The organism is Ralstonia sp. 1B3 (assembly GCF_036631435.1).
On sequence record NZ_JAPNUG010000033.1, the window covers coordinates 13,944 to 34,659 of the forward strand.

At 66.6% G+C, this 20,716-nt stretch carries 21 protein-coding genes and 6 pseudogenes; 7 read left to right on the plus strand and 20 right to left on the minus strand.

Annotated features, from left to right (window positions below; genetic code table 11):
• Nucleotides 1-13: 13 nt before the first annotated feature.
• Nucleotides 14-897 (plus strand): annotated as a pseudogene (locus tag OWR21_RS09830) (LysR substrate-binding domain-containing protein).
• A gap of 146 nt (nt 898-1,043) precedes the next feature.
• Entirely contained in the window at nt 1,044-1,997 is a 954-nt protein-coding gene (locus OWR21_RS09835) for an AEC family transporter (RefSeq protein ID WP_332395109.1), read from the plus strand.
• A 27-nt stretch (nt 1,998-2,024) separates the two neighbouring features.
• On the opposite strand, the pseudogene OWR21_RS09840 reads toward OWR21_RS09835, so the two are convergent.
• From OWR21_RS09840 to OWR21_RS09850, 3 genes and pseudogenes are all read right to left on the minus strand, one after another.
• Nucleotides 2,025-3,067 (minus strand): annotated as a pseudogene (locus OWR21_RS09840) (alpha/beta fold hydrolase).
• 35 nt (nt 3,068-3,102) lie between these two features.
• On the minus strand, nt 3,103-3,297 hold the full coding sequence (locus OWR21_RS09845) for a cupin domain-containing protein (protein WP_332395137.1): 195 nt from the start codon (nt 3,295-3,297) through the stop codon (nt 3,103-3,105).
• Nucleotides 3,240-3,500 carry a hypothetical protein gene (locus tag OWR21_RS09850; protein ID WP_332395110.1) on the minus strand — a complete coding sequence of 87 codons (261 nt, stop codon included), beginning with the start codon at nt 3,498-3,500 and terminating at the stop codon, nt 3,240-3,242. Before OWR21_RS09850 ends, OWR21_RS09845 begins: the two co-directional genes overlap by 58 nt.
• A 323-nt stretch (nt 3,501-3,823) precedes the next feature.
• Between OWR21_RS09850 and OWR21_RS09855 the strand changes: the two genes are divergently transcribed.
• Nucleotides 3,824-4,075: a hypothetical protein gene (locus OWR21_RS09855; RefSeq protein ID WP_027679343.1), complete on the plus strand. Its 252-nt coding sequence runs from the start codon at nt 3,824-3,826 to the stop codon at nt 4,073-4,075.
• Between the two features lie 59 nt (nt 4,076-4,134).
• Nucleotides 4,135-4,917 carry an alpha/beta fold hydrolase gene (locus OWR21_RS09860; RefSeq protein WP_147214385.1) on the plus strand — a complete coding sequence of 261 codons (783 nt, stop codon included), beginning with the start codon at nt 4,135-4,137 and terminating at the stop codon, nt 4,915-4,917.
• 22 nt (nt 4,918-4,939) lie between these two features.
• Here the strand turns inward: OWR21_RS09860 and OWR21_RS09865 are convergent, their stop codons facing one another.
• The 15 genes and pseudogenes from OWR21_RS09865 to OWR21_RS09935 all read right to left on the minus strand — a co-directional run.
• The gene (locus OWR21_RS09865; protein WP_332395111.1) at nt 4,940-5,716 is read right to left on the minus strand and encodes a fatty acid desaturase; all 777 of its coding nucleotides are present in this window, start codon (nt 5,714-5,716) and stop codon (nt 4,940-4,942) included.
• Nucleotides 5,713-6,030: a hypothetical protein gene (locus OWR21_RS09870; protein WP_332395112.1), complete on the minus strand. Its 318-nt coding sequence runs from the start codon at nt 6,028-6,030 to the stop codon at nt 5,713-5,715. Before OWR21_RS09870 ends, OWR21_RS09865 begins: the two co-directional genes overlap by 4 nt.
• Nucleotides 6,014-6,388 (minus strand): hypothetical protein, encoded by a 375-nt coding sequence (locus tag OWR21_RS09875; protein ID WP_332395140.1) that lies wholly within the window; start codon nt 6,386-6,388, stop codon nt 6,014-6,016. The genes OWR21_RS09870 and OWR21_RS09875 overlap by 17 nt, the downstream gene beginning before the upstream one ends.
• Nucleotides 6,316-7,143, minus strand: coding sequence for a sterol desaturase family protein (locus OWR21_RS09880; RefSeq protein ID WP_332395113.1), 828 nt, complete (start codon nt 7,141-7,143; stop codon nt 6,316-6,318). The genes OWR21_RS09875 and OWR21_RS09880 overlap by 73 nt, the downstream gene beginning before the upstream one ends.
• Nucleotides 7,140-7,349, minus strand: coding sequence for a hypothetical protein (locus OWR21_RS09885; protein WP_332395114.1), 210 nt, complete (start codon nt 7,347-7,349; stop codon nt 7,140-7,142). Before OWR21_RS09885 ends, OWR21_RS09880 begins: the two co-directional genes overlap by 4 nt.
• A 409-nt stretch (nt 7,350-7,758) precedes the next feature.
• Nucleotides 7,759-8,034, minus strand: coding sequence for a hypothetical protein (locus OWR21_RS09890; protein WP_332395115.1), 276 nt, complete (start codon nt 8,032-8,034; stop codon nt 7,759-7,761).
• Nucleotides 8,035-8,080: 46 nt separating this feature from the next.
• A pseudogene (locus tag OWR21_RS09895) lies at nt 8,081-9,067 on the minus strand (F390 synthetase-related protein); the annotation flags it as partial.
• Entirely contained in the window at nt 9,064-9,867 is an 804-nt protein-coding gene (locus OWR21_RS09900; RefSeq protein WP_332395116.1) for an MBL fold metallo-hydrolase, read from the minus strand. The pseudogene OWR21_RS09895 and the gene OWR21_RS09900, both read right to left, overlap by 4 nt.
• Nucleotides 9,845-10,858: an NAD-dependent epimerase/dehydratase family protein gene (locus OWR21_RS09905; protein WP_147214381.1), complete on the minus strand. Its 1,014-nt coding sequence runs from the start codon at nt 10,856-10,858 to the stop codon at nt 9,845-9,847. The genes OWR21_RS09900 and OWR21_RS09905 overlap by 23 nt, the downstream gene beginning before the upstream one ends.
• Nucleotides 10,855-11,841: a 3-oxoacyl-[acyl-carrier-protein] synthase III C-terminal domain-containing protein gene (locus tag OWR21_RS09910; protein ID WP_332395117.1), complete on the minus strand. Its 987-nt coding sequence runs from the start codon at nt 11,839-11,841 to the stop codon at nt 10,855-10,857. The genes OWR21_RS09905 and OWR21_RS09910 overlap by 4 nt, the downstream gene beginning before the upstream one ends.
• 160 nt (nt 11,842-12,001) lie before the next feature.
• Nucleotides 12,002-12,706 carry a Crp/Fnr family transcriptional regulator gene (locus OWR21_RS09915; protein WP_332395118.1) on the minus strand — a complete coding sequence of 235 codons (705 nt, stop codon included), beginning with the start codon at nt 12,704-12,706 and terminating at the stop codon, nt 12,002-12,004.
• A complete protein-coding gene (locus OWR21_RS09920; protein WP_332395119.1) occupies nt 12,699-13,334 on the minus strand; it encodes a 2-hydroxychromene-2-carboxylate isomerase in 636 nt (211 codons plus the stop codon). Before OWR21_RS09920 ends, OWR21_RS09915 begins: the two co-directional genes overlap by 8 nt.
• A gap of 9 nt (nt 13,335-13,343) precedes the next feature.
• Entirely contained in the window at nt 13,344-14,018 is a 675-nt protein-coding gene (locus OWR21_RS09925; protein ID WP_147214378.1) for a 3-oxoacid CoA-transferase subunit B, read from the minus strand.
• Nucleotides 14,019-14,046: 28 nt separating this feature from the next.
• Nucleotides 14,047-14,406, minus strand: coding sequence for a CoA-transferase (locus OWR21_RS09930; RefSeq protein ID WP_332395120.1), 360 nt, complete (start codon nt 14,404-14,406; stop codon nt 14,047-14,049).
• 49 nt (nt 14,407-14,455) lie between these two features.
• A pseudogene (locus tag OWR21_RS09935) lies at nt 14,456-14,806 on the minus strand (CoA-transferase); the annotation flags it as partial.
• 252 nt (nt 14,807-15,058) lie between these two features.
• Between OWR21_RS09935 and OWR21_RS09940 the strand changes: the two are divergent.
• A pseudogene (locus OWR21_RS09940) lies at nt 15,059-16,275 on the plus strand (cation:proton antiporter domain-containing protein).
• A gap of 43 nt (nt 16,276-16,318) precedes the next feature.
• Nucleotides 16,319-16,871, plus strand: a pseudogene (locus OWR21_RS09945) (NADPH-dependent FMN reductase).
• 410 nt (nt 16,872-17,281) lie between these two features.
• Here OWR21_RS09945 and OWR21_RS09950 read toward each other — a convergent pair.
• Nucleotides 17,282-17,794 carry a hypothetical protein gene (locus OWR21_RS09950; RefSeq protein ID WP_332395121.1) on the minus strand — a complete coding sequence of 171 codons (513 nt, stop codon included), beginning with the start codon at nt 17,792-17,794 and terminating at the stop codon, nt 17,282-17,284.
• 457 nt (nt 17,795-18,251) lie between these two features.
• Here OWR21_RS09950 and OWR21_RS09955 point away from each other — a divergent pair, with 457 nt between their 5' ends.
• Nucleotides 18,252-18,959 (plus strand): GNAT family N-acetyltransferase, encoded by a 708-nt coding sequence (locus OWR21_RS09955; RefSeq protein WP_332395122.1) that lies wholly within the window; start codon nt 18,252-18,254, stop codon nt 18,957-18,959.
• Nucleotides 18,960-18,968: 9 nt separating this feature from the next.
• On the opposite strand, the gene OWR21_RS09960 is transcribed toward OWR21_RS09955, so the two are convergent.
• A complete protein-coding gene (locus OWR21_RS09960) occupies nt 18,969-20,585 on the minus strand; it encodes a hypothetical protein (RefSeq protein WP_332395123.1) in 1,617 nt (538 codons plus the stop codon).
• Nucleotides 20,586-20,716 lie beyond the last annotated feature (131 nt).

Genomic DNA, 20,716 nt, shown 5'->3' on the forward strand with positions numbered 1-20,716 from the left:
CTTCGCACCCGCCATGTCCCTCCGCGCCTTGAGAACGCTCGTTGCCATCGCCCGCCACCACACGTTTGCGCGTGCCGGCGAGGCCATCGGGCTCACGCAATCGGCCGTCAGCCTGCAGGTGAAATCGCTGGAGGAGGAGTTCAACGTCCGCCTGTTCGATCGCTCACGCCGCGAGCCCGCGCTGACAGAAGCCGGCCGCATCATGCTCGCCCAGGCCGAACAGATCCTCGCGCTGTATGACCGCATTCCCGACGCGCTGAGCGATGAGCGGGCGCTGGTTGGGCGGTTGCGCATCGGCGCCATCCAGACGGCCCTGTCGGGGCCGCTGCCCAATGCGCTGCTGGCTCTGCGGACGGCGCATCCAGGCCTGCGCGTGCACGTGGCCGCCGGCATGTCGGCCGAGCTTGCGCAACGCGTGGCCGATGGCGAGTTGGACGCCGCGATCACGACGCACCCAGTGCGGCCGCATCCGGCCGAGCTTGTGTGGACGACGCTGTATGAAGACCGCTTCTGGCTGCTCGCGCCGGCCCAATACGCCGAGCACGATGCGCGTGCGTTGCTGACTGAGCTGCCGTTCATCCGCTTCGATGCGCAGGCCTGGGCCGGCCGCATGATCGCTTCCGAACTGCGTCGCCTGGGCGTGCGGGTGCGTGAAGAAATGGTGCTCGACAACAAGGACACGATCGTGCGGATGGTGGCCAGCGGATTGGGGGCCGCTGTGGTGGCGCTTTCGATTCGGAGCTGACGCAATTGCCGCCCATTGCCCGCCTGCCATTCGGGCAACCGCAATTGCACCGCGCGGTGGTCCTGCTTGAACACCAATCGCGGGCTGCGCAGCGCTTTACCCAGGCATTGGCCGATGCCGTCGTCGCTTCTGCAATGAGAATTTCTCATTGATTGCCAGAGAAATAACAATTATTGCTGCTGTGACAGCGTGATAGCTTGGCGGTGTTCCCGTTTTTGCAGAGCACCCGCATGCTGTTCCGGAAGTGTCTTCGCTCGTCATCCACATTGCGGGCACGTTGCTCTGCAGGAGCACGGCCGTGACTGCTGCCATCCTGCTCGCGCTCGCGCCCGTTGCCCTTCTGGTGGCGCTCGGCCATTGGCTCAAGCGCTCCGCTTTCATCGCTGAAACCTTCTGGCCGCAGGCTGGGCGGCTCTGCTACTACGTGCTGCTGCCGTCGCTATTCATGCATGGGCTGGCCACGGCGCACATGCAGGCCTTGCCCGTGCTGCCGCTGGTGCTGACGTTGATGGGCGCGACATTGCTGGTGGCCGTCGCGCTGATGCTGGCCCGGCCCTGGATGCAGGTGGACGGGGCGGCCTTCACCTCGGTGTTCCAAGGGGCCGTGCGGTTCAACAACTACGTTGGCGTGTCGCTCGCCACGGGCCTCTTCGGCGCCAAGGGGATTGCGCTGGCCGCGGTATGCAACGCGGCGATCGTGCCGACCGTCAATTTGCTGTGCGTGCTCGTTTTTGCACGCTATGGGTCGGTGCGGCTCACCGGCCGTGCGCTGGTGCGTCAGATCGTGACGAACCCGCCGGTGGTCGCCTGCTCGCTCGGGATTGCCATGCAGCTGCTGGGGCTGCAGATGCCTGCGGCCATCGAGCCGGCGGTGCGGGCGCTCGGCCTGGCATCGATGCCGCTGGGGCTGTTGTGTGTGGGCGCTGCGCTGAACTTCAGCGGTGTGAGGTCGTGGGCGCAGCCGGTGCTCGTGTCGTCGGTCATCAAGTTTCTGGCCATGCCCGTGCTGACGCTGGCCCTTGGCCACGCGCTGGGCTTGACCGATGCAGCGTTGATCGTGGCGCTGCTGTTCCAGGCGCTGCCCACGGCGTCTTCGTCGTACATCATGGCGCGCCAGCTGGGCGGTGACGCGCCGCTCATGGCCGGCATCACCGCCGCGCAGACGGTGATGGCCGCGGCGGCCATGCCGGCCGTGATGACGTTGCTGGCGCTCACGCGCGGATTGCCCCAAGGGTTGCTCTCCGCGCTGTGAGCCAGAAGCGTCGGTCGCCTCGATACGCTACAGCTTCACCACATCCAGCATGGCTTGCACGAACGCCTTCGGTGCTTCCTGGGGCAGGTTGTGCCCGATGCCGCCGCCGATGTTCCGGTGCTGGTACTTGCCCGTGAACTTCTTCGCGTAAGCCGACGGCTCGGGGTGCGGTGCGCCGTTGGCGTCGCCTTCCATGGTGATGGTCGGCACGGTAATCGCGGGCCCCGCGGCCAGGCGTTGTTCCAGCGCGTCGTACTTTGCTTCACCCTGCGCCAGCCCCAGGCGCCAGCGGTAGTTGTGGATGACGATGTCGACGTGATCGGGGTTGTCGAAGGCGGCGGCGCTGCGGTCGTACGTGGCGTCGTCAAACTTCCACGTGGGCGAAGCGAGCTTCCAGATCAGGCGGTTGAATTCCTTGCAGTTGGCGGCGTAGCCTGCGCGCCGCGCTCCGTCGTGAAATAGAACTGGTACCACCACGCAAATTCCGCAGCCGGCGGCAGCGACGCGGTTCGCCTCCTGGCTGCCGATCAGGTAGCCGCTCACGAACACCAGCGTCTTGCAGCGTTCCGGCCACAGCGCCGCGATGATGTCTGCCGTGCGCGCCCCCAGTCGTATCCGCCAAAGTGCGCCTGCTTGATCTTCAACGCGTCCATGAACGCGATGATGTCGGCCGCCAGCGCAGCCTGCTGCCCGTTGCGCGGGGTGTCTGCTGAGCGGATGCGCGTCGTGCCATAGCCGCGCAGGTACGGCACCAGCACGCGATAGCCCGCCGCCGCCAGCGCCGGTGCCACCTCTGCATAGCTGTAGATGTCATAGGGCCAGCCATGCAGCAGGATCATCACGGGGCCGTTCTTGGGGCCTAGGTCTGCATAGCCGATGCTGAGCACGCCGGCGTCGATCTGTTGCAGCGCGCCGAACGGGTTGGCCTGCCCGCTCAGCAGCGTGCTTGCGCTGGAGGACGGTGCCGGTTGCGCATGCACAAGTTCGGCCAGCCCGAGATCCAGCACACCAATGCTGGCGATGGTGGTGCCCAGAAGGCGGCGACGGCGAAGGTTGACGGGGTTCGACATGGATGTTCTCTCTTTGAGGGGGAAGGGCGACAGGTTTAGTGAACGAGCGTGACCAGCGGCTCACCGGACTTCACGACATACGTGGCCAGTTCCGAGGCATTGCCGCTGCCGACGTTTCGCGCGGAGTGCGCAACGCCAGCCGGAATGAACAGCGAATCGCCGGCGTGCAGCGTCACGGGCGGCTGGCCATCCAGCCGGTATTCGATCGTGCCCTGCAGGACGTGGGCGATTTCCTCGCCAGGGTGGACATGCGCGGGGCAAACGCACGCTCATCAAAATCCACGCGCACTTGCAGGGTCTCGCGGCCGGGCACGCTCAGGTCGTGATGGACGAGGTCGGTCCGATGCACGCCTGCAGCTTGCGCAAATGCGCTGTGCGCACCCAGCGCGCTTGCGAGGACGAGCAAGGTTGCGGTCAATCGTTTCGGTTGCATGAGGGCTCCAGTGATCAAGGATGGATGACGAGGCGGGGTCTTGCTCCCCTCGTTTCCAGCATTGGGCGCCCGCGATGTATCCGGTCGGTTTCACGATGCCGCCGATTTGTATTGCTTTGTAGCAACGGGCATCGATAGACGGGGTTTTGTATGCGTTTGTATCCGGTGCCGGCTCCGGTACACGTCCAGACAAAACGGGCAGCACATCGCTACGTGGCGGATACGTCGGGCGACTTAAATGCATTCCGTGGCCACGACGCCGGACTAACGCAAAGCACCGGCAGGCCGCACTCCTAACCCAACCGTTCAAAAGGAAAACGATCATGACCCGCAATCTCGCCAAGACCCTTGCTGTTGTTGCTCTCGCTGTGGCCGCTGCCGGCGCGCAAGCCGCTTCATCCGTCGGCGCACGCGACCCGTACACCGAAGGCGCCCGCGCCGTGCAGAGCGCGGTGGATGCCTACACCGAGGGCGCGCGTTCGTCCGACGTCTATACGGACGGTGCGCGCTCCACCGACATCTACACCGACGGTGCCCGCAGCGCGAACCCGTACTACGACGGCGCGCACGCCTGACGCGGCGGCACCACGCATCCCCATCCCACTGAGAACCGAACAGACAACAAGGACCCGACATGTTCAACCGCAAAGCCGTCTCCATCGCAGTGCTGGCACTTGGCATGGCCGCCAGTGCGCCCCTGTTGGCCGCCACGGCAGCCGACGCCGATCAACCTTCCGTCGTGATCGTGCACGGCGCCTTTGCCGATGGATCCGACTGGGCCAAGGTGATCCCGCTGCTGCAGGCCAAGGGCGTGAAGGTGCAGGCGGTGCAGAACGGTCTGAACTCGCTGGCCGACGACGTGGCCGCCACGCGCCGCGCCATCGGCAACCAGCCGGGCAAGGTCATGCTGGTGGGGCACTCGTGGGGCGGCACGGTCATCACCGAAGCCGGCGCGGACAGCAAGGTTGCCGGCCTCGTGTATGTGGCGGCGTTTGCGCCGGACGCTGGCCAGTCGACGGAAGAGGTGGGCAAGGACTACGCGCCCGCGCCGGGCATCGGCAAGCTCGTCGCTGACGCCAACGGCTATCTGTCACTGCCCGCTGCGGCGCTGGCGAGCGACTTTGCGCAGGATGTGCCCGCCGCGCAGGCACGCGTGATGGCCGCGACGCAAGGTCCCATCAAGGCCACGGCATTTGGGGAGCGCACCACGGTGGCGGCATGGCACAGCAAGCCGTCGTGGTTCATCGTCAGCGCGCACGACCGCATGATCCAGCCGGATCTGGAACGCGCCATGGCCAGGAAGATTGGCGCCAAGGTGACGACACTGCCGACGAGCCACGTGCCGCAGCAGTCGCGGCCGCAGGATGTGGCAAAGGTGATTCTCGACGCGGTGCACGCGGTCGAGGCGCGCAACTGAGGCTGCGCGTGTTGCCCGCGCGTTAGTTCGGGCGTTGGCCCATGGCGCGCAGGAAGGTCTGCTGCGCGGTCAGCAACTCGCGGTAGGTGAGTGCGCGGTAGTCGAGCGCATGGGCGCGCGCCACCTCGGCCACACGCGCTGCCAGCGCCGGATAGTGCCGGTGGCTATACGTCGGGAAAAGGTGATGCGTCAGGTGCCAGTTCAAGCCGCCAAGCCAGTAGCCGATCCACGCCGGTTGCGGTTGCCAGTCGCACGCGGTGTGGAATGCATGCTCGTGCCACGTGTGCGGCAGCTGGCCCGATTCGGGTGGCAGATAGAACGTCACGTCTGCCCAATGTGTGCCCAGGATCAACGCGACCAGCACGCATGACGCCAGCATCTGCCCTGCGAAGTAGCTGAACACCACCCAGCCCCAGCCGAGGCCGAGCCGATGTGCCACCCACGCGGGCACCGCTACCGCAATGAGCAAGTGCAACGCCTTCGCCAGCAGGAACGTCGCCCAGCCGCGCAGGCCGGGCAACACGCGATCCGCCGCCAGCGGCGTGAGGCCAAGGCGATCCGACCAGTCGTAGATCCAGTTGATGTACGGCAGCGACAGTGCGGCAATCAGTGGCCAGTAGCGGTGCTGATAGCGAAACTGCGGATACCACGGCTGAAAGGGCGTCTGCCGCAGGAAGCGGTTTGCAGCGGTGTCGAGGTCGTAGTGCTCCACGTTGGCATGCGCATGGTGATAGTGCACGTGGCGCACCGTCCAGTAGGCCGGTTCGACGCCGAGCGGGATGGCGGTCACACGCGTCATGAGGCGGTCCAGCCATGCCCAGGGGAGAGCGCCCGATGCGCGCCGTCGTGCAGCACGTTCATGGCCAGCAGCATCGCGATGAACGGAAAGGCCATGTAGGCGAGCACGAATGTCGTCGCACCCGTGGCCGTCATCATGACGCCATACAGCAGCGCGGATACCACAACGAGCAGGGTGCCCTTGGCAATGAACTGCACATCGGCAAAGCGATGGTCGCCGTGCGCCTGCAGGTGGTCGTGCGCGGTACGGCGCAAATCCTCGGCCAGCGACGAGGAGCGCGGTGAAGCGTAGCGGAGCTTAGCGAGATTCGGCATGCGGCGACGAAGAGAGCGGCGATTCGGTCCGCAGCGCGTGCCACAGTCCGCAAGCAAGACCATGCAACCCGAGCGCAACGGCCAACGTGTCGGACATTGCATCGCCCGCGCCGCATATGCCGATCATCAGCACGGGCAGCGCAAGCGCCAGCAACGGCCAAAGCCAGCGTCCCCAGCCGCGCCCATCCGACAAACCGCCCAGCGCCAGCGTGAGCAGCAGGATGAGCGCGAACCAGGCCGCTTGCCAGTGCCCGGGCCACAGGCCGTCGGTGCGCACATAGTCGATCACCACGCCAAACAGCAGCACACCGCCGGTGGCGATCCAGCCGGCGGGCGTGGTGCGCGTATCGCGTTGCAAATGCGGCGTGCGCAGCCCAGCCACTGCAATGCCGGCACCACGTTGGCCCAGAACGGGTTGTCGCTGTGGGTGGGCTTGTGCACGCCGTAGCGGATCGGCACGTCGGCCAGCGCGCGCTGATAGGTGCCGAACAGCTTGTCCCACAGCAGCAGCGTGCCGCCGAAGTTGCGATCGATGTATTCCGGGTTGCAGCCATGATGCACGCGGTGGTTGGCAGGCGTGACCATGAAGCGGTCGAGCACGCCCGAGCGGCCGACCAGTCCGCAGTGGTTGTAGAACTGCACCGAGTAATGCAGGCCTGACACCGCCACGAACATTTCCGGCGTGACCCCCAACAGCGCCAGCGGCACGAAGAACGGCAGCGATGTGAGCGACGACAGCCAAGCGTTGCGCACGCCCAGCGACAGGTTGAAATGCTCGCCTTCGTGATGCACGGCATGGATCGCCCACAGAAAGCCCAGCTTGTGGTGCATGCGGTGCAGCCAGTAGAAACCGAGATCCCACGCGACAAACGCGAAGGCCCAGCCCGCAACCGGGTGCCAGCCATCTACCCAATGCAAGCTGGCATGGGCATATAGCCACGTGAAGCCCGCGACTTCCACGCCGCGGCACAGCCACATCAGCACGTGGCCGGAGTTGAGGTTGAGGATGACGTCGCGCCACGGCAGCGGTTGGCCGCGCCACCACTTGAGCGCAGCCAGTTCCAGCAGCACGCAGCCGAGCATCAATGCAAGCGGCAAGGCGAAGGCATTCATGTGGACACCGGTTCGATGGAGAGCGTTGACGCGCGCCGCGCCAACCATAGACGGACAGCCGCGCCGCACAGCACGCCCACGGCCACGCCTGCCGACAGGTCAAGTGCGACGTGCCGGCGCGTCTGGATCGTGGCGTACAGGATGCCGAGCCCCAGGCTGCGGCGAGCGCTGTGCGCATCGGCCTGCGCGAATCCGCCAGCGCCCATACCGAGAGCAGCGTAAGCGCCCCATGCAGCGAGGGCAGGCAGTTCTGGCTCGAATCCATGGCGATCAGCATGCGTTGCACGCTGCCGGGCAACGATGCATCCGCCAACGGCGGGTAGTGCAGCGTGGTCGGCCACAGCATGAACACCGCACCGCTCACGAGCGCGCTCATCTGCATGGCGCGTTCCAGCCAAGGCAGGCGCGACATGTCGGCCCGCAGATACGCCAGCGGAATCAGCACGAAGAACGACAGGTACAGCCAGATGCCCGACGTGCTGAACGGAATGGCGCGGTCCAGTGCAGTCTCGGGCACGATCGTGCCAACGCCTTGCAGCGCTCCGCAGAGACCATAGACGAGGCCCACCGAACACCAGCCCAAGGCCATATGGCGCAGGCGCGTGGCAAGCGGGCTCATCGTGCCGCTCCCGGCGCCGCGAGCCGGACGATGCGGCGGCGCTTGGTGGTGAAATCGGTGGCGATGCGCTCGGGTGTGGCGTGCCACGTCACGCGCGATGCATCGACGCCCTGGCAGGCGAAGACATCGGCCAGGTGCGCCCGGCACGCGCGCGCAATGTCGGCGTCGGCCGGGTGAATGGACAACGCCAGCGTGTTCGCATCGGTCTGCACCAGGCGGTAATCCGCATGCAGCGGCAGCGCCTGTGCCAGCGCCCGCGAACACGTCGGCAAACAGCGTGACAGTGCCGCCGCCCAGCGCGGGCAGGACGAGCGTATCGTCGCAGCGGCCTTCGATGCGCTCGATGGCCATCGCCGGGTTGCCGCAGGGGCAAGCGCCCAGCGCCGGGTCGCGGCGGATGAGGATGTCATCCAGCCGGTAGCGCACGATGGGCTGCGTACTGCGCGTGAAATCGGTAATGACGGGGACGAAGCGGTGCGCGTCCAGCCATTGCGGCTCGATGTGCACGTGCGCCTCGTTCAAGTGCAGCGTGCCGTGCGCGCAGGTCGCGCCCAGAAAGCCTTCGGTGGCCTGGTAGACCTCGCCGACGTTGCCAAAAGCCTGTGCAAGCAGTGCGCGGTCCATCGGCTCCAGCACTTCGGCGCCGGACAACACCTGCACGGGCGCGATGCCGAGCCGGCCGGCAAGCTTCTCCATGGCAAGCGCACGCAGCACCTGCGCCGGCCCCACGATGATGGTCGGCTGCAATGCTTCCAGCGGCGCGCGGTGCGATTCGAACGGCGCAAACAGATCAAAGAATGAAAACGTCAGCCACGGGTTGCGCACGGCCGTGTACAGATTGCTGTTGGCGCGCAGGAACAGGGCGACGCGCTCGCCGTGCAACAGCCCGCGCGGCAGCAGCTTGGCGAGCAGGATGCCGGCCCACTGCGCGCGCTCGGTCGGGCTTACAACGAATACGCCGCGTCCGCCGGAGGTGCCAGATGACAAGCCCACCGAATACGCCCCGACCGTCGGCCGGAAATCGCGTGACTGCTCGGCCTGTTGCGCGCAGGCCAGCACGTCGTGCAGGCGCAGGCCGGCGGTGTTCATGGCGTCGAAATTGGCCATCATCGTGGCCTTGTCCATCAACGGCCATTCGTGCATCGGCTTCGATGCGAACGGGCGGAAATACGGGCTGCGAGTCAGCACGCGTTGCGTGAAGCGCGAGATCTGCCGCTGCTGGTGCGCTTCCAGCGCGGCGCGATCAGGCAGCCGCAGCCGGCGCGTTTGCCAGTACGACCACAGCAGGCGGTGCAACGCCGTCACAACGCCCCCTCGTGTGTGAGCAGGATGCGCACGTGGCCGCCCGCATCGAGCGCGTGCAGCTTGCGCAGCGTGTCGAAGTAGGCATGGCGGTCTTCCATGATCGAATACGCCAATACCGATGGCCCGCGCAGTTCGCGATAGCTCAGCGGCGACCAGGCGGCGTCGGCGGCCAGCAGCACCCAGCCTTCCTGCGTGCGCACGAACGCGCCGAGGTGTCCGGCGGCGTGGCCGGGCAGCGGCACGAGCAGCACGTCGCCGTTGCTGTCGGGCACGGCCCAGGCGGATGTGAATGGCGCCAACTCCGGCGGCAGCGCGACTTGCTCGAACTGTTCGACAAAGCGCGTGCGCGTTTCAAAATCTTCGGGAATCAGCCCGGGCACGAAAGCGCGCCGCAACGCGGAAACACCGCGCAGCGCGCGCAGGTGCATCCATCCTTCGCCGGAGCAGATGACCGGCACGCCCGGAAAGTCGCGCAGGCCGGCAACGTGGTCCCCGTGGAAATGCGAGACGATCAATCCGTCCAGATCAGCTGGGCGCACGCCCTGTTGCGCGAGCTGCGCCGCCATGGATTCCGACGCATCAAAATACACCGGAGTGACCTTGCGGTAGATCGCAAACAAGCCGCTGCGCGTGTGGTCATGAAAATGCGAGGCATAGCCCGTGTCCCACAGCCAGCGCCGCCCGGCGGCTTCGATCAGCCAGGCGCGTGCGGGAAACGCGCAGGTGCGCAGGCCCGCGCCGCGCAGCGCCACACGCGGTATGCGTGCAGTACCCGCTTCAAAAACGGACAACGTTGCCATGTTCACGTAACCAGTGAGCCGTGCGGCGGATGCCTTCGGCCATGTCGATGGGCGGCACGTAGCCGAGTTCGATGCGCGCGCGGTCGTTGGCGAGCGTCATGTCGTAGTGCAGCGCGGCGGCACTGTAGCGCGTGAGCAGCGGCTCGCGACGCGTGACGGCGCTGCCGGCTTCCATGGCGCGTGCGGCCAATGCCATCGCGGGATACGGCACTGCGCGAACGCGATAACGCAGGCCGAGCTGCTGCGCCAGCAGTTGATCGAGCAGATCGCGCAGCGTGGCCGGCGCATGGTTGGTGATGTTGTAAGCGGCGCCGGAAGGCACGCTCGCCCTGGTGGCGCACTGCATGGCGTGCACCACGTTTTCCAGATACGTCAGGTCCATGCGCGCCGCGCCGCCACGGGGCAGGGGCAGCACGCCGCCGCGCAGCTCCAGCAAGTGCAGGATGCGCGGCAGTACCACGCGATCATGCGGGCCGAACAGCCCGCGCGGCCGCAGGATGACAAAGTGCGTGCGGTGCTGCGTGGCGACCTGCTGCTGGATGGCCGCCTCTGCCAGCATCTTCGTCGCCGCGTAATGATTGGCGAAGCGCGCAGGACGATAGTTCTCGGGCAGATCGGCGTGATGCTGGTAGTCGAAATAGATCGACGGCGTGGAGATATGCACGAAGCGGCGGACGCCATGCTTGACGGCACCTTCGGCAAGCGCCGCCGTGGCGCGCACATTGGCCGCGTAGAAGTCCGCATACGCGCCCCAGGGCGATGACAGCGCCGCGCAATGCCAGACCGTGTCGACACCGTCGAGCAGCGCATCCAGCGTGGCCGCTGTCGGCTGTGCCAGGTCGGCCGGCACATAGTCTGCGCCACGGGCGGCAAAGGCGTCGCGTTGCGTGGCATCGCGCCCCGTCGCGCGCACGCGGGCGCCTTGCGCGAGCAGTGCGTCGACCGCGTTGCGGCCGAGCCCACCGGTGGCGCCCGTCACCAGCGTCGTCATAGCGTCAGCACCATGCCGCCGAGCGTCAGGCCGGCCGCCGTGCCGACCAGCAGAACCGGTTTGCCGGGCTCGATGCGTTGGGTCGTCACGGCTTCATGCAGCGCGGTGGGAATCGACGCGGCTACCTGGTTGCCGTGCTGCGCGTAGATATCGACCACGCTGGCTTCCGGCACGCCCAACCGCTTGCGCAGATGCTGCATCCCCAGGTGGCTCGCCTGGTGCGGCACGACGACATGCATGTCGCTCAGCGTGTATTGGCTGCCGGTGAACAGCCGATCGAGGAAACCGTCCATCAGTTGCGAGGCGAGCTTGAATACGCGCTTGCCGTCCATGTGGAACAGGTAATCGGTCGGTTGCGCGCCGGTGCGCAGGTTGCGGCGCGTGCCGCCCGCGCGGATTTCGCAATAGGTTTTGCCGGCGGGGTAGGTCTCCATGCGGTAGGCGTGGATGCCCGCGCCGGATATCGACGGTGCCGCTTCAACGATGACCGCCGCTGCCCCGTCGCCAAAGATCAATGCGGTCTCGGCGTCGTCCCAATCGATGCCGCGCGAGGCGAGGTCGGACGCCACCACGGCGATGCGCTTGTACGCTCCCGTGGTCAGGAGGCTGCTTGCCACATGCAGCGCCGTGAGAAAGCTCAGGCAACTGGCGTTGACGTCAAACGCGGGCGTGCCGGCTGGCAGCCCGGCGGGCTCCAGGACGCGCGCGGCCGTGTTGGGCAGCGCCTGTTCCTGCACGCCCGAGGCGGAGATCAACAGGTCGATGGACGCGGCCGGAACATCGGCGCGGCGCAGTGCATCGCGCACGGCGGCGCCGGCGAGTTCCGACTGATGCTCGGTCAGCGTGGCATGGTGGCGGACGTCGATGCCGGACTTCTTGCGCACGTACCCAGCCCGATGGCCGAGGCGGGCATCCAGTTCAGCGGACGTGACTTGTTGCTCCGGCAGCGCCTTGCCGGTGGAAAGCAGATGAATCGGCAGCATAGATGCAGGCACGCACATGGTGCGATGCCCTGTTCCCTCTTCCGGCTGCGGGCGGCGCGGGGCGCATGCCGCAGCGTAATGATCTTGTCTTGTTGTGCCGCGATTCTAGCGGGTGCGGCTTGCTCTGCCGGATGAAGATTCGTTAATAAAAGCGGCGTCTTCAGGCGCCGTAGCTGCGCAGCCGATCGAGGTCGACGACCGTCACGCCGCCGTATTCGAGCCGCACCACGCCGTCCTTCTCCAGGGCCTTGAGCGACTGGTTGGCCACCTGCCGCGTCATGCCGGAAAGCAGGCCGAGTTCTTCCTGCGTGATCTCCAGGTGGTCGCCCGCGCCCGGGTAGAGCACCGGGTTGAACAGCGATGCAATGCAACGCGCCAGGCGCGGCGTGACATCGAGCAGCCGGTCGTATTCCAGCAGCGCCATGAAGTGCCCGAGCCGCTCGTTGAGCTGCTTCACCAGGAAGCGGTTGAACGCGACGCTGTTTTCAACGAGCCACATGAAGGTGGTGCGGTCCATGAGGGCCATGCGCGTGTCGCGCAGCGCAACGATGTCGTAGCGGCGCGGCTCGTTCTTGAGCACCGTGCCTTCGCCAAACCAGCCGCCGGCCGGCACGCCCGTCGACGTGACGCTGCGCCCTTCGGGCGACACCGTGCCGATCTTGATGAGGCCCGTCACCACGCCCGTCCAGCTCTCCAGCAACGTGTTTTTCGGGCAAATGCAGGCGCCCCGCGCGTAGGTTTTCTCAACGATGCCGGCACAGGCGCGGTCGGCTTCTTCCGCGGGCAGATCGATGGACCACGCCGCGATATGCGCCAGCCGTGCGCGGCTGATGCCGGGGCGCGAGCTGGTGTCGTGCTCAGCCACGTTGAATGCCCACCGGCAGCGTGCTCACGCGCTGCGCTTCGGGCGTGGAGAGCCAGCCAGCGCGCAGGCTCTGCAGGAACATGTCGGTCGCGTCTTCTCCCCAGAACAGCTCGCCGTCGTGCACCAGCGTGGGCACCCCGAACACGCCGAGCGCGATGGCCGCATCGGTGTGCGCACGCAGCACGTCTTTCACGGCCGGTTGTTCGACAGCGGTGACGCCTTCTGCAAAGCCGGCCGCCTCGCACAGCGCGGCAAAGCCCTCGGGCGACGCCACATCGTTGCCGTCGCGCCAGATATGCCGGAACACCGCCCGGACGGCGTCGAGCGAGCCGCCCATCGCAATCGTCAGCCGCAATGCCTTGATCGGGTTGAACGGGTGCGCGGGCGGCATGCGAAACGGAATGCCGAGCTGCTGCGCGCGAAACAGCGCATGCCGATACGTGAACACGCGTTTGGAGGTGATCTCCGCCGGGCCCTTCTGCCCCCAGTGATGGAGGATCGCACCCAGCACCAGTGGGCGCGGGCGGATGACGATGTCGTTCGCCTGCTGCAGCGCATCGAACTGTTCGAGCTGCAGATAGGCAAACGGCGAGATGACATCGAAGAACCAATCGACGGTGGTGGGCATGGCGTCTCCTCAGGCGGCGCGCATCTGCAGCAGCGGCGCCAGCGTGAAGGGCGCTGCCGTCATGGCGCGAATGTCGTCGAGTGTCGCATGCGAGAGGATTTCACGCAGCACCAGCCCCGCGTCGGTCACGTCGAACACGGCGTGCTCGGTGACGATGACCTTCACGCATCCCCGGCCCGTGAGCGGCAGCGTGCAGCGCGGCAGGATCTTGGAGTTGCCGTGTTTGTCGGTATGCGCCAGCGCGGCAATCACCTTGCGCGTGCCGTAGCAGAGGTCCATCGCCCCGCCGATGCCGGGCCACCATTTGCCGTTGCGATCGCACGCCCAGTTGGCGAGGTTGCCCAGCGCATCCACCTGTAACGCGCCGAGGATCGTCACGTCGATGTAGCCGTTGCGCATTGCACCGAGCGACGTGGCGAGGTCCATGAGGGCCGCGCCCGGCATCAGCGTGATGGGCTCGCAGCCGGCGTTGGTGAAGTCGCTGTCGATGGCGTCCAGCGGCGGGCGTCCGCCAAAGCCGAAGGCGCCGTTTTCGGTATGGAAGATGACGCCGGCATTGGCGTCCAGGTAGTTGGCCGTGAGCGTGGGGATTCCCAAGCCAAGGTTGACGACTTCGCCGGCGCGCAGTTCCAGCGCGCAGCGGGCGGCAATGCGTTGCTTGGGCGTTTCGGGCAGGGCTTGCATGGCGGTCTCCTTGTTGTGGGTCTGACGATCACGCTTCGGCGGCGGGCAGGCGGCCGAGCTTCGTCCAGTGGTGCCTGTACAGCGCGTGCTGGTCGTCCAGCGACAGCCCTTGCACCACCGCATTGACGAACACGCCCGGGCAGCCGACGCGCTCGGGCGGAATCGTGCCCACTTCGACGATCTCGTTCACCTCGACGATGGTGTAGTCGCCGGCCATGGCGATGTCGCGCTGGTTCTGCAGTGCCGTGCCGCGAAACTCCACGTTGCCGAAGGTATCGGCGCGCCAGCCCTTGATGATCGACACGTCGGCGCGCAGGGGCGGCTCGACGAAGCAGGTCGTGCCATCGACGGTGAGGGTCTGCTTGGGGGCGCCGCGCTTGGGAAACATCGGGCTGGTCGAGGATGCCCACGCCCACCGGCACGAGGGCGCCGCCCAGGCCCAGCGCACCCGCGCGCACTTTTTCCGCCCAGGTGCCCATGGGAAAGAACTCGGCCACGCGCACGGAGTCGGTCAGGTAAGCCTGCGTCGACTCATCGGTCGTGCCGACGTGCGTCCCGATGAACTCGGCCAGTTGGCCCGAGCTGAACAGCCGGGTTTTGAGAAAGCCGCCGCGCAGCCCCGGCGTGTTGGTGATGAGCGTGAGCTGGTCGATGCCGCTGGCGAGCAGCGCCTCGATGCAGCAGGCCGGCTCGCCGGCGCCCACGAATTCGCCCAGCATCAGGCGGCTGCCGCTGCGGACGTGGGCGATGGCCTCGTCCACGGGAAGGACTTTGTTGGCGTAGCGCATGGGTTGTCTCCTGAGGGTCGCCCTCGCCGTCCTGGGCGAGCGGTCTGCGGCGCAGTGTAGGAGCGGTGTTTTTGCCGCGATGTCTTCTGCATGACATTTGCTTCGTAAGGTTTCGCAAAGGGCAATCCTTATAGTTGTGACGCACCAAGAACAAATCCGCGCCGCAGTTGTCGCACCAGGGCCGATCGGCCCTTTCCCAGCATTTCCGCTCCTCCTGTCTCTGAACCCGCCCCATTTCCATTCCAGGACCGCATGCACGTAGACACCCCGCTCATCTCCACCATCATCGGCGGCATCGTGCTGGCCTTCATCTTCGGCACCATCGCGCAGCGCCTGCGGCTGCCGCCATTGGTGGGCTACCTGATGGCGGGTGTGGTGGCCGGACCGTTCACGCCCGGTTTCGTGGCCGACCAAAGCCTCGCGCCGCAGCTGGCCGAGCTGGGCGTGATCCTCCTGATGTTCGGCGTGGGGCTGCACTTCTCGATGAAGGAGCTGCTGGCGGTGAAGGCCATCGCCATTCCGGGCGCCATCGGCCAGATTGCGCTGGCCACGCTCATGGGCATGGGGCTGGCGTGGCTGCTCGGGTGGGATTGGGGGCCGGGGCTGGTATTCGGCCTGGCGCTCTCGGTGGCGAGCACGGTGGTGCTGCTCAAGGCGCTGGAAGATCGCGGTATCGACAACTCGCACGAAGGCCACATCGCCGTCGGCTGGTTGATCGTGGAAGACTTGGTGATGGTGGTGACGCTCGTGCTGCTGCCTGCCTTGGCGGGTGCGCTGGGCGGCGCCGGCAGCACGGCGGTCAGCGCGTGGGACATCGTCAAGGTGCTTGCGGTCACGCTCTCCAAGGTGGTGGCGTTTGCCGCGCTGATGCTGGTGGTGGGCCGCCGCGTGATCCCGTGGATGCTCGAGCGCATCGTCATGACGGGCAGCCGCGAGCTGTTCCGCCTGGGCGTGCTCGCCACGGCGCTGGGTGTCGCCTATGGCGCCACGGTGCTGTTTGGCGTGTCGTTCGCGCTCGGCGCGTTCTTTGCGGGCATGGTGCTGGCCGAGTCCGAATTCAGCCAGCGCGCGGCGGAAGAATCGCTGCCGCTGCGCGACGCATTGCGGTGCTGTTTTTCGTGTCGGTGGGCATGCTGTTCGATCCGAGGGTGTTGATCGAAGACCCCTGGGCGGTGCTGGGCACGGTGCTGATCGTGGTGGTGGGCAAGTCGCTGGCGGCGTTTGCGGTGGTGCGCGCGTTTGGCCACGGCAACCGCACGGCGCTCACGATTTCCGCCAGCCTCGCGCAGATCGGCGAGTTTTCGTTCATCCTGATTGGGCTCGGGATCAGTCTGCAAATCCTGCCCGACCGTGCGCGGGGGCTGCTGTTGTCGGCAGCGATTCTGTCGATTCTGCTGAACCCGCTGATGTTTGCCCTGATCAACCGCCTCAAGCGGGAGGTGGCCCCCGAACCGGCGACGGCGGATTGAGCGTCAGCGCCATCCCGAACTGTTTTGCACGCAAGGAGCATTCATGAGCAATCTGACTATCGGAGTGATCGTCGGCAGCCTGCGCAAGGCGTCGTTCAACCGCCAGCTGGCGCAAGCGCTGGCAGGCTTGCTGCCGTCGGGGGCGACCGCGCAGTTCATCGAAATTGGCGAGCTGCCGCTCTACAACCAGGACCTCGACGCGAGCCTGCCCGAGCCGGTACAGCGCTTCAAGGCGGCGGTGGCGGGCGTGGATGCGCTGTTATTCGTGACGCCGGAATACAACCGCGGCATACCGGGCGTACTGAAGAATGCGATTGACTGGGGTCTCGGCCGTACGGCCAGAGCGTGTGGGGCGGTAAACCGGCCGGCATTGCGGGGGCTTCGCCGGGCGCAATCGGCACGGCGTTGTCGCAGGCGCAATTGCGTAATGTGCTCGCGGCGGTCGGCGTGAAGGTCTTGCCCTTGCCGGAGGTGTTCTTCCACTTTGCGGGGGAGCCCTTTGATGCCCAGGGCGGGGTGACGGATGCGCGGACGCGCCAGTTCTTGCAGGGTTTGTCGACCGATTCGTCGAGTGGGCGGGTCAGAAGCCAGCCTGACGAATCGATCAACCGGGGTGTTCAGGGCCGGGCGGGGAAGGGTTCCCGCTCGGCCGTTTTGCCTTTAGGGCAGGGGCGTTAAGCCAGGAAAGCGGCGGCGCTGATGAGCCAGCCGGCTGCCACGCAGCTCGCAATCCAGGCGGCCATGACGGCGCCAATATCCAACCATTTCATCATTGTTCTCCTTACAACACTTGCATTGCTTGTTCAGGCAATCGATGTCTGAACAACTGTCACGAAGTGTAGGTGTTGCAATGCGGAAGAACAATACGGCGCCGGGTGAACAGACTGTTCCAAGAGTAACAACAGATTTCAGCCCTTGCGTGGACGGGCCTGCGCTTGGGAACCGGGGCTGTTAGGCGTGGGACGCTTGTTGTTGCGTTGCAACAATCAGGGCGAAGGCGCGGTGGCTATTTCGTGCGGAAGGTGGCGGCAACCATGTCGGCAAAGCGCGCTTCTTCGGCAAATTCGGCTGGTTCGCTGTGCCCCGCGGTGCCGAATATGCGCAGCAGATAGACGGCGCCATTGCCAAAGAATGCATACCCCCGAACGACGACTGTCCGGGCCGCCGACGTGTTCCATTCGCCTTCCCAGTAAATGACCCGGCGCCCGCCGACGACCTGCTGCGTCGGAGCCCGGCCACGCACGAGGCGGGAGGCCCAGGCCGGGCGATCGCCATGCACGCGCGACTCCATGTGCGTGAGCAGGATCGCCAGATCCCGCGGGCGCAACGTCTCCAGGTAATCAGGCGTGCCTTTGTCGAAATCCGATTTACGCACCGTGACCAGCGCGAAGCTCTCCGGCGCGACCGTTTGCTGCGCAAACACCAGACGTGATGGACCGAAAGGCGAGTTGATGGTCGCCGCAACCGACGGGATGGGTGTGTCGCCGTTCAGCCGCAATGGGCCCCACGTGCGCGGCACGGCGATGCTCGCACCGGCGTCGATGCGCTGCGTGACGGGGTAGGCGAATTTCGGCGCCCCACGCTGGGCTGCCGGGTGCCATGCCGGCGAGGGCCATCCATGCGGCCGCGCAGGCGTAACGGACGTGGCGGCCCCCGCGGCGATACCACTCTGTAATGAACGGCGCCACTCGCGGGCTCCTGGCAGAAAAGATGGCGGACGATTCCGAGGGCGCGTGCATACCCCTGCACAGCAATGCCTATGCCCGCGCCTATTCGTGGCGCCGTCTCCCCCGCCGCCAACATATCGATTTGCATGCACGTGCGCTATCGGTGTGTGGCGGGGCATCGAACGGATTAATCCGCGCGTGGGGTGCTGGATGTGGCTCTATCGTTGTGGGCCTCCATGGCTCTTTCCGTGGAGCCAGAGTGTCCGGTAGGGTGAAGGCTCCTTGTCGCTCTCGATTCAGGCTCCACGCATGGCCACCCTCAACGCTTATCAGCAACCCATTGGCGCGCCGCTGCCCGACTGGACGGCCCGTTCGCTGCCGCCGCACACGCCGCTCGCCGGCCGCTACTGCCGGCTCGAGCCGCTTGATGCGGCACGCCATGCCGACGCGTTGTTCCAGGCGTTCAGCCAGGCACCGGACGACCGCGTCTGGACCTACATGGTGGAAGGGCCCTTTGCCGATGCAGCGGCACACCGCGCCTATATCGAGCGCATTGCGGCGAAGCGCGATCCGCTGCAGTACGCAGTCGTCGACATGCGCACTGAACGCCCAGTGGGCACGCTGGCGCTGATGCGCATCACGCCAGACCACGGCGTGGTGGAGGTGGGGGCGGTGACGTTTTCACCGTTGCTGCAGCGAACGCCGGCATCGACGGAAGCGCAGTTCCTGCTGATGAAGCACGTCTTTGAAAACCTCGGCTACCGGCGCTACGAATGGAAGTGCGACAGCCTGAACGCACCGTCGCGGCAGACCGCGCAGCGGCTGGGCTTCCAGTTCGAGGGCATCTTCCGCCAGGCCGTTGTCTACAAGGGGCGCAGCCGCGATACCGCGTGGTTCTCCATCATCGATGCCGATTGGCCGCAGGTGCGGGCCGCATTCGAGCAATGGCTGTCGCCCGACAACTTTGATGAGGCGGGTCGTCAGCGCGCGTCGCTGGCTACGCTGCGTTCGAGCTGACGTACCGCTTCACGCATCGGGGGCAGAGATATCGGCGTACATGCCCCGCAGCGCCAGCGCGCGTTCGGTTTCCGGCAGGGCCAGGATGGAGCGGGAGAAACCGATCAGCGCCTGGCAGCGCTCGGCCGGCGGGGCGGTGTGGCGCAGCGCGGGGACGGTCAACACGCGCTGCTCGGCCATGGGAAGCGCGGCCACGGCGAGTTGCAGCACCGGCAGGGTCTGAGCGCGCGTGACAACCGGCGCGTGGTCTGGGTCGGCGGCCTGCATCAGGTCTGAAAACAGAGCCTGCTCGCGCGTCACGAGGGCGCGCGGCAATCGCGCGGCAGCGGCGCTCGCGCCGGACGTGCCGTCCAGATAGGCCACGCAGGCTTCAGGGCTCACGCGCTGCAAGGCCTGGGCCAGTTCCAGCGTGAGTTGCGCGTTGGCGAAGAGCAGCGCGTCGGGCGCAGTCGGAATCAGCGCACGGTACAGCTTGCCCGTTTGCTCGCGCAGCAGCGCCACGATCTGCGCATCGGTAACGTTGCGCTGCAGCTCCGGCCACAGCGTGTCGATCAGCCGGCTGAAGTGCGCGGGGTACTTGCGTTCCAGTGCGGCGTACAGCGGGGCGCTGCGCAATTCCGCCGCGAGCGCTTCGCGCGTATTCAGCTGCGTGGCCATCGTCGCGTATTCGCCGCCGGGCGATGTGCGGGTGACAACGTGGTCGGCGAGCAATTCCTGCGCGGTGGGAAACCACATCTGGTCGAACGGCGTGTCCTGCACGCGGCGCACGAAGGCGTCGGGCAGACCGGCATCCGAATATGCTCGCCAGAGTTCGCTGTCGATCGCGCCCGGGGTTTGGTCGTGCTCGGCGCCGACCGCACGTGGGCGGTGGAAGCCGATGCGCGCGCCTGGTGCTGCGGCGCGGTCCGCCCCTGCGAGGAAGGCGATCGTGCAAGCGGAAGCGCAGCTGCGCTCAACATACGTGCGCAGATGGTGGCGGCGGATGACGTCTGCCACGAGCGTGCCTTCGCGCAGCCAGCCGCCCTCGGAGCGGAGCACGACGGCCGTGGCGTTCGGCGCCTTGCGCAACGCGGCTTCCAGGGCGTCGGCGGCGCCGTCGTTGATGCCGCCGCTGAACAGGATGGCGCGTCCATCGCGTTGCGGCATCACCGTAAATGGCGAGGCCGCCTGCTCACCGAGCGCGGTACGCAGATGCGCGCCCAGGCGCGGCCCATCGTTGATGAGGCGCGAGGTGGTGCCCACGGCGCCAACCACGATCATCACCTTGGCGATCAGCGGCCACAGATTCGACATGCCGGCAAGCCGGTTGCGCGCCTGTTCGCGATCCGCGGAGCGCCAGGTGCCGACCACCGCCCAGATCCACAGCGCCAATCCCATCACGTAAATGACGAGCAGTGCGGCAGACGCCGCGCGCGCCGGAGCGTTATGCGCGAGCGCGTGCGTGACACCGGCGCTGAGCGCCACCACACCAAACTGCATCAGCGCCGTATGGAGCCAGTACGACCGGGCGAGACTGTAATCGCCGCGCCAGTGGCGTGCAAAGAAATTGCGCGAGGGCGTGCGCTCTCGATGCGGATCGGAAGGAGCGGTCGGGGGCAGGGCGGCGTCGCTGGCAGCGGAGGTCATGCGTGTTCTCGATGCCGCACATCGGATGGCGGCGCGGCGATTGTCGCTGCCGGCGCTGCAAGCTGGCGTCCCCCCGATGGGAGGGGGTGAGGAGCGGGGCGGTCAGGCGCGGGCAACGGCGTCATCCAGGA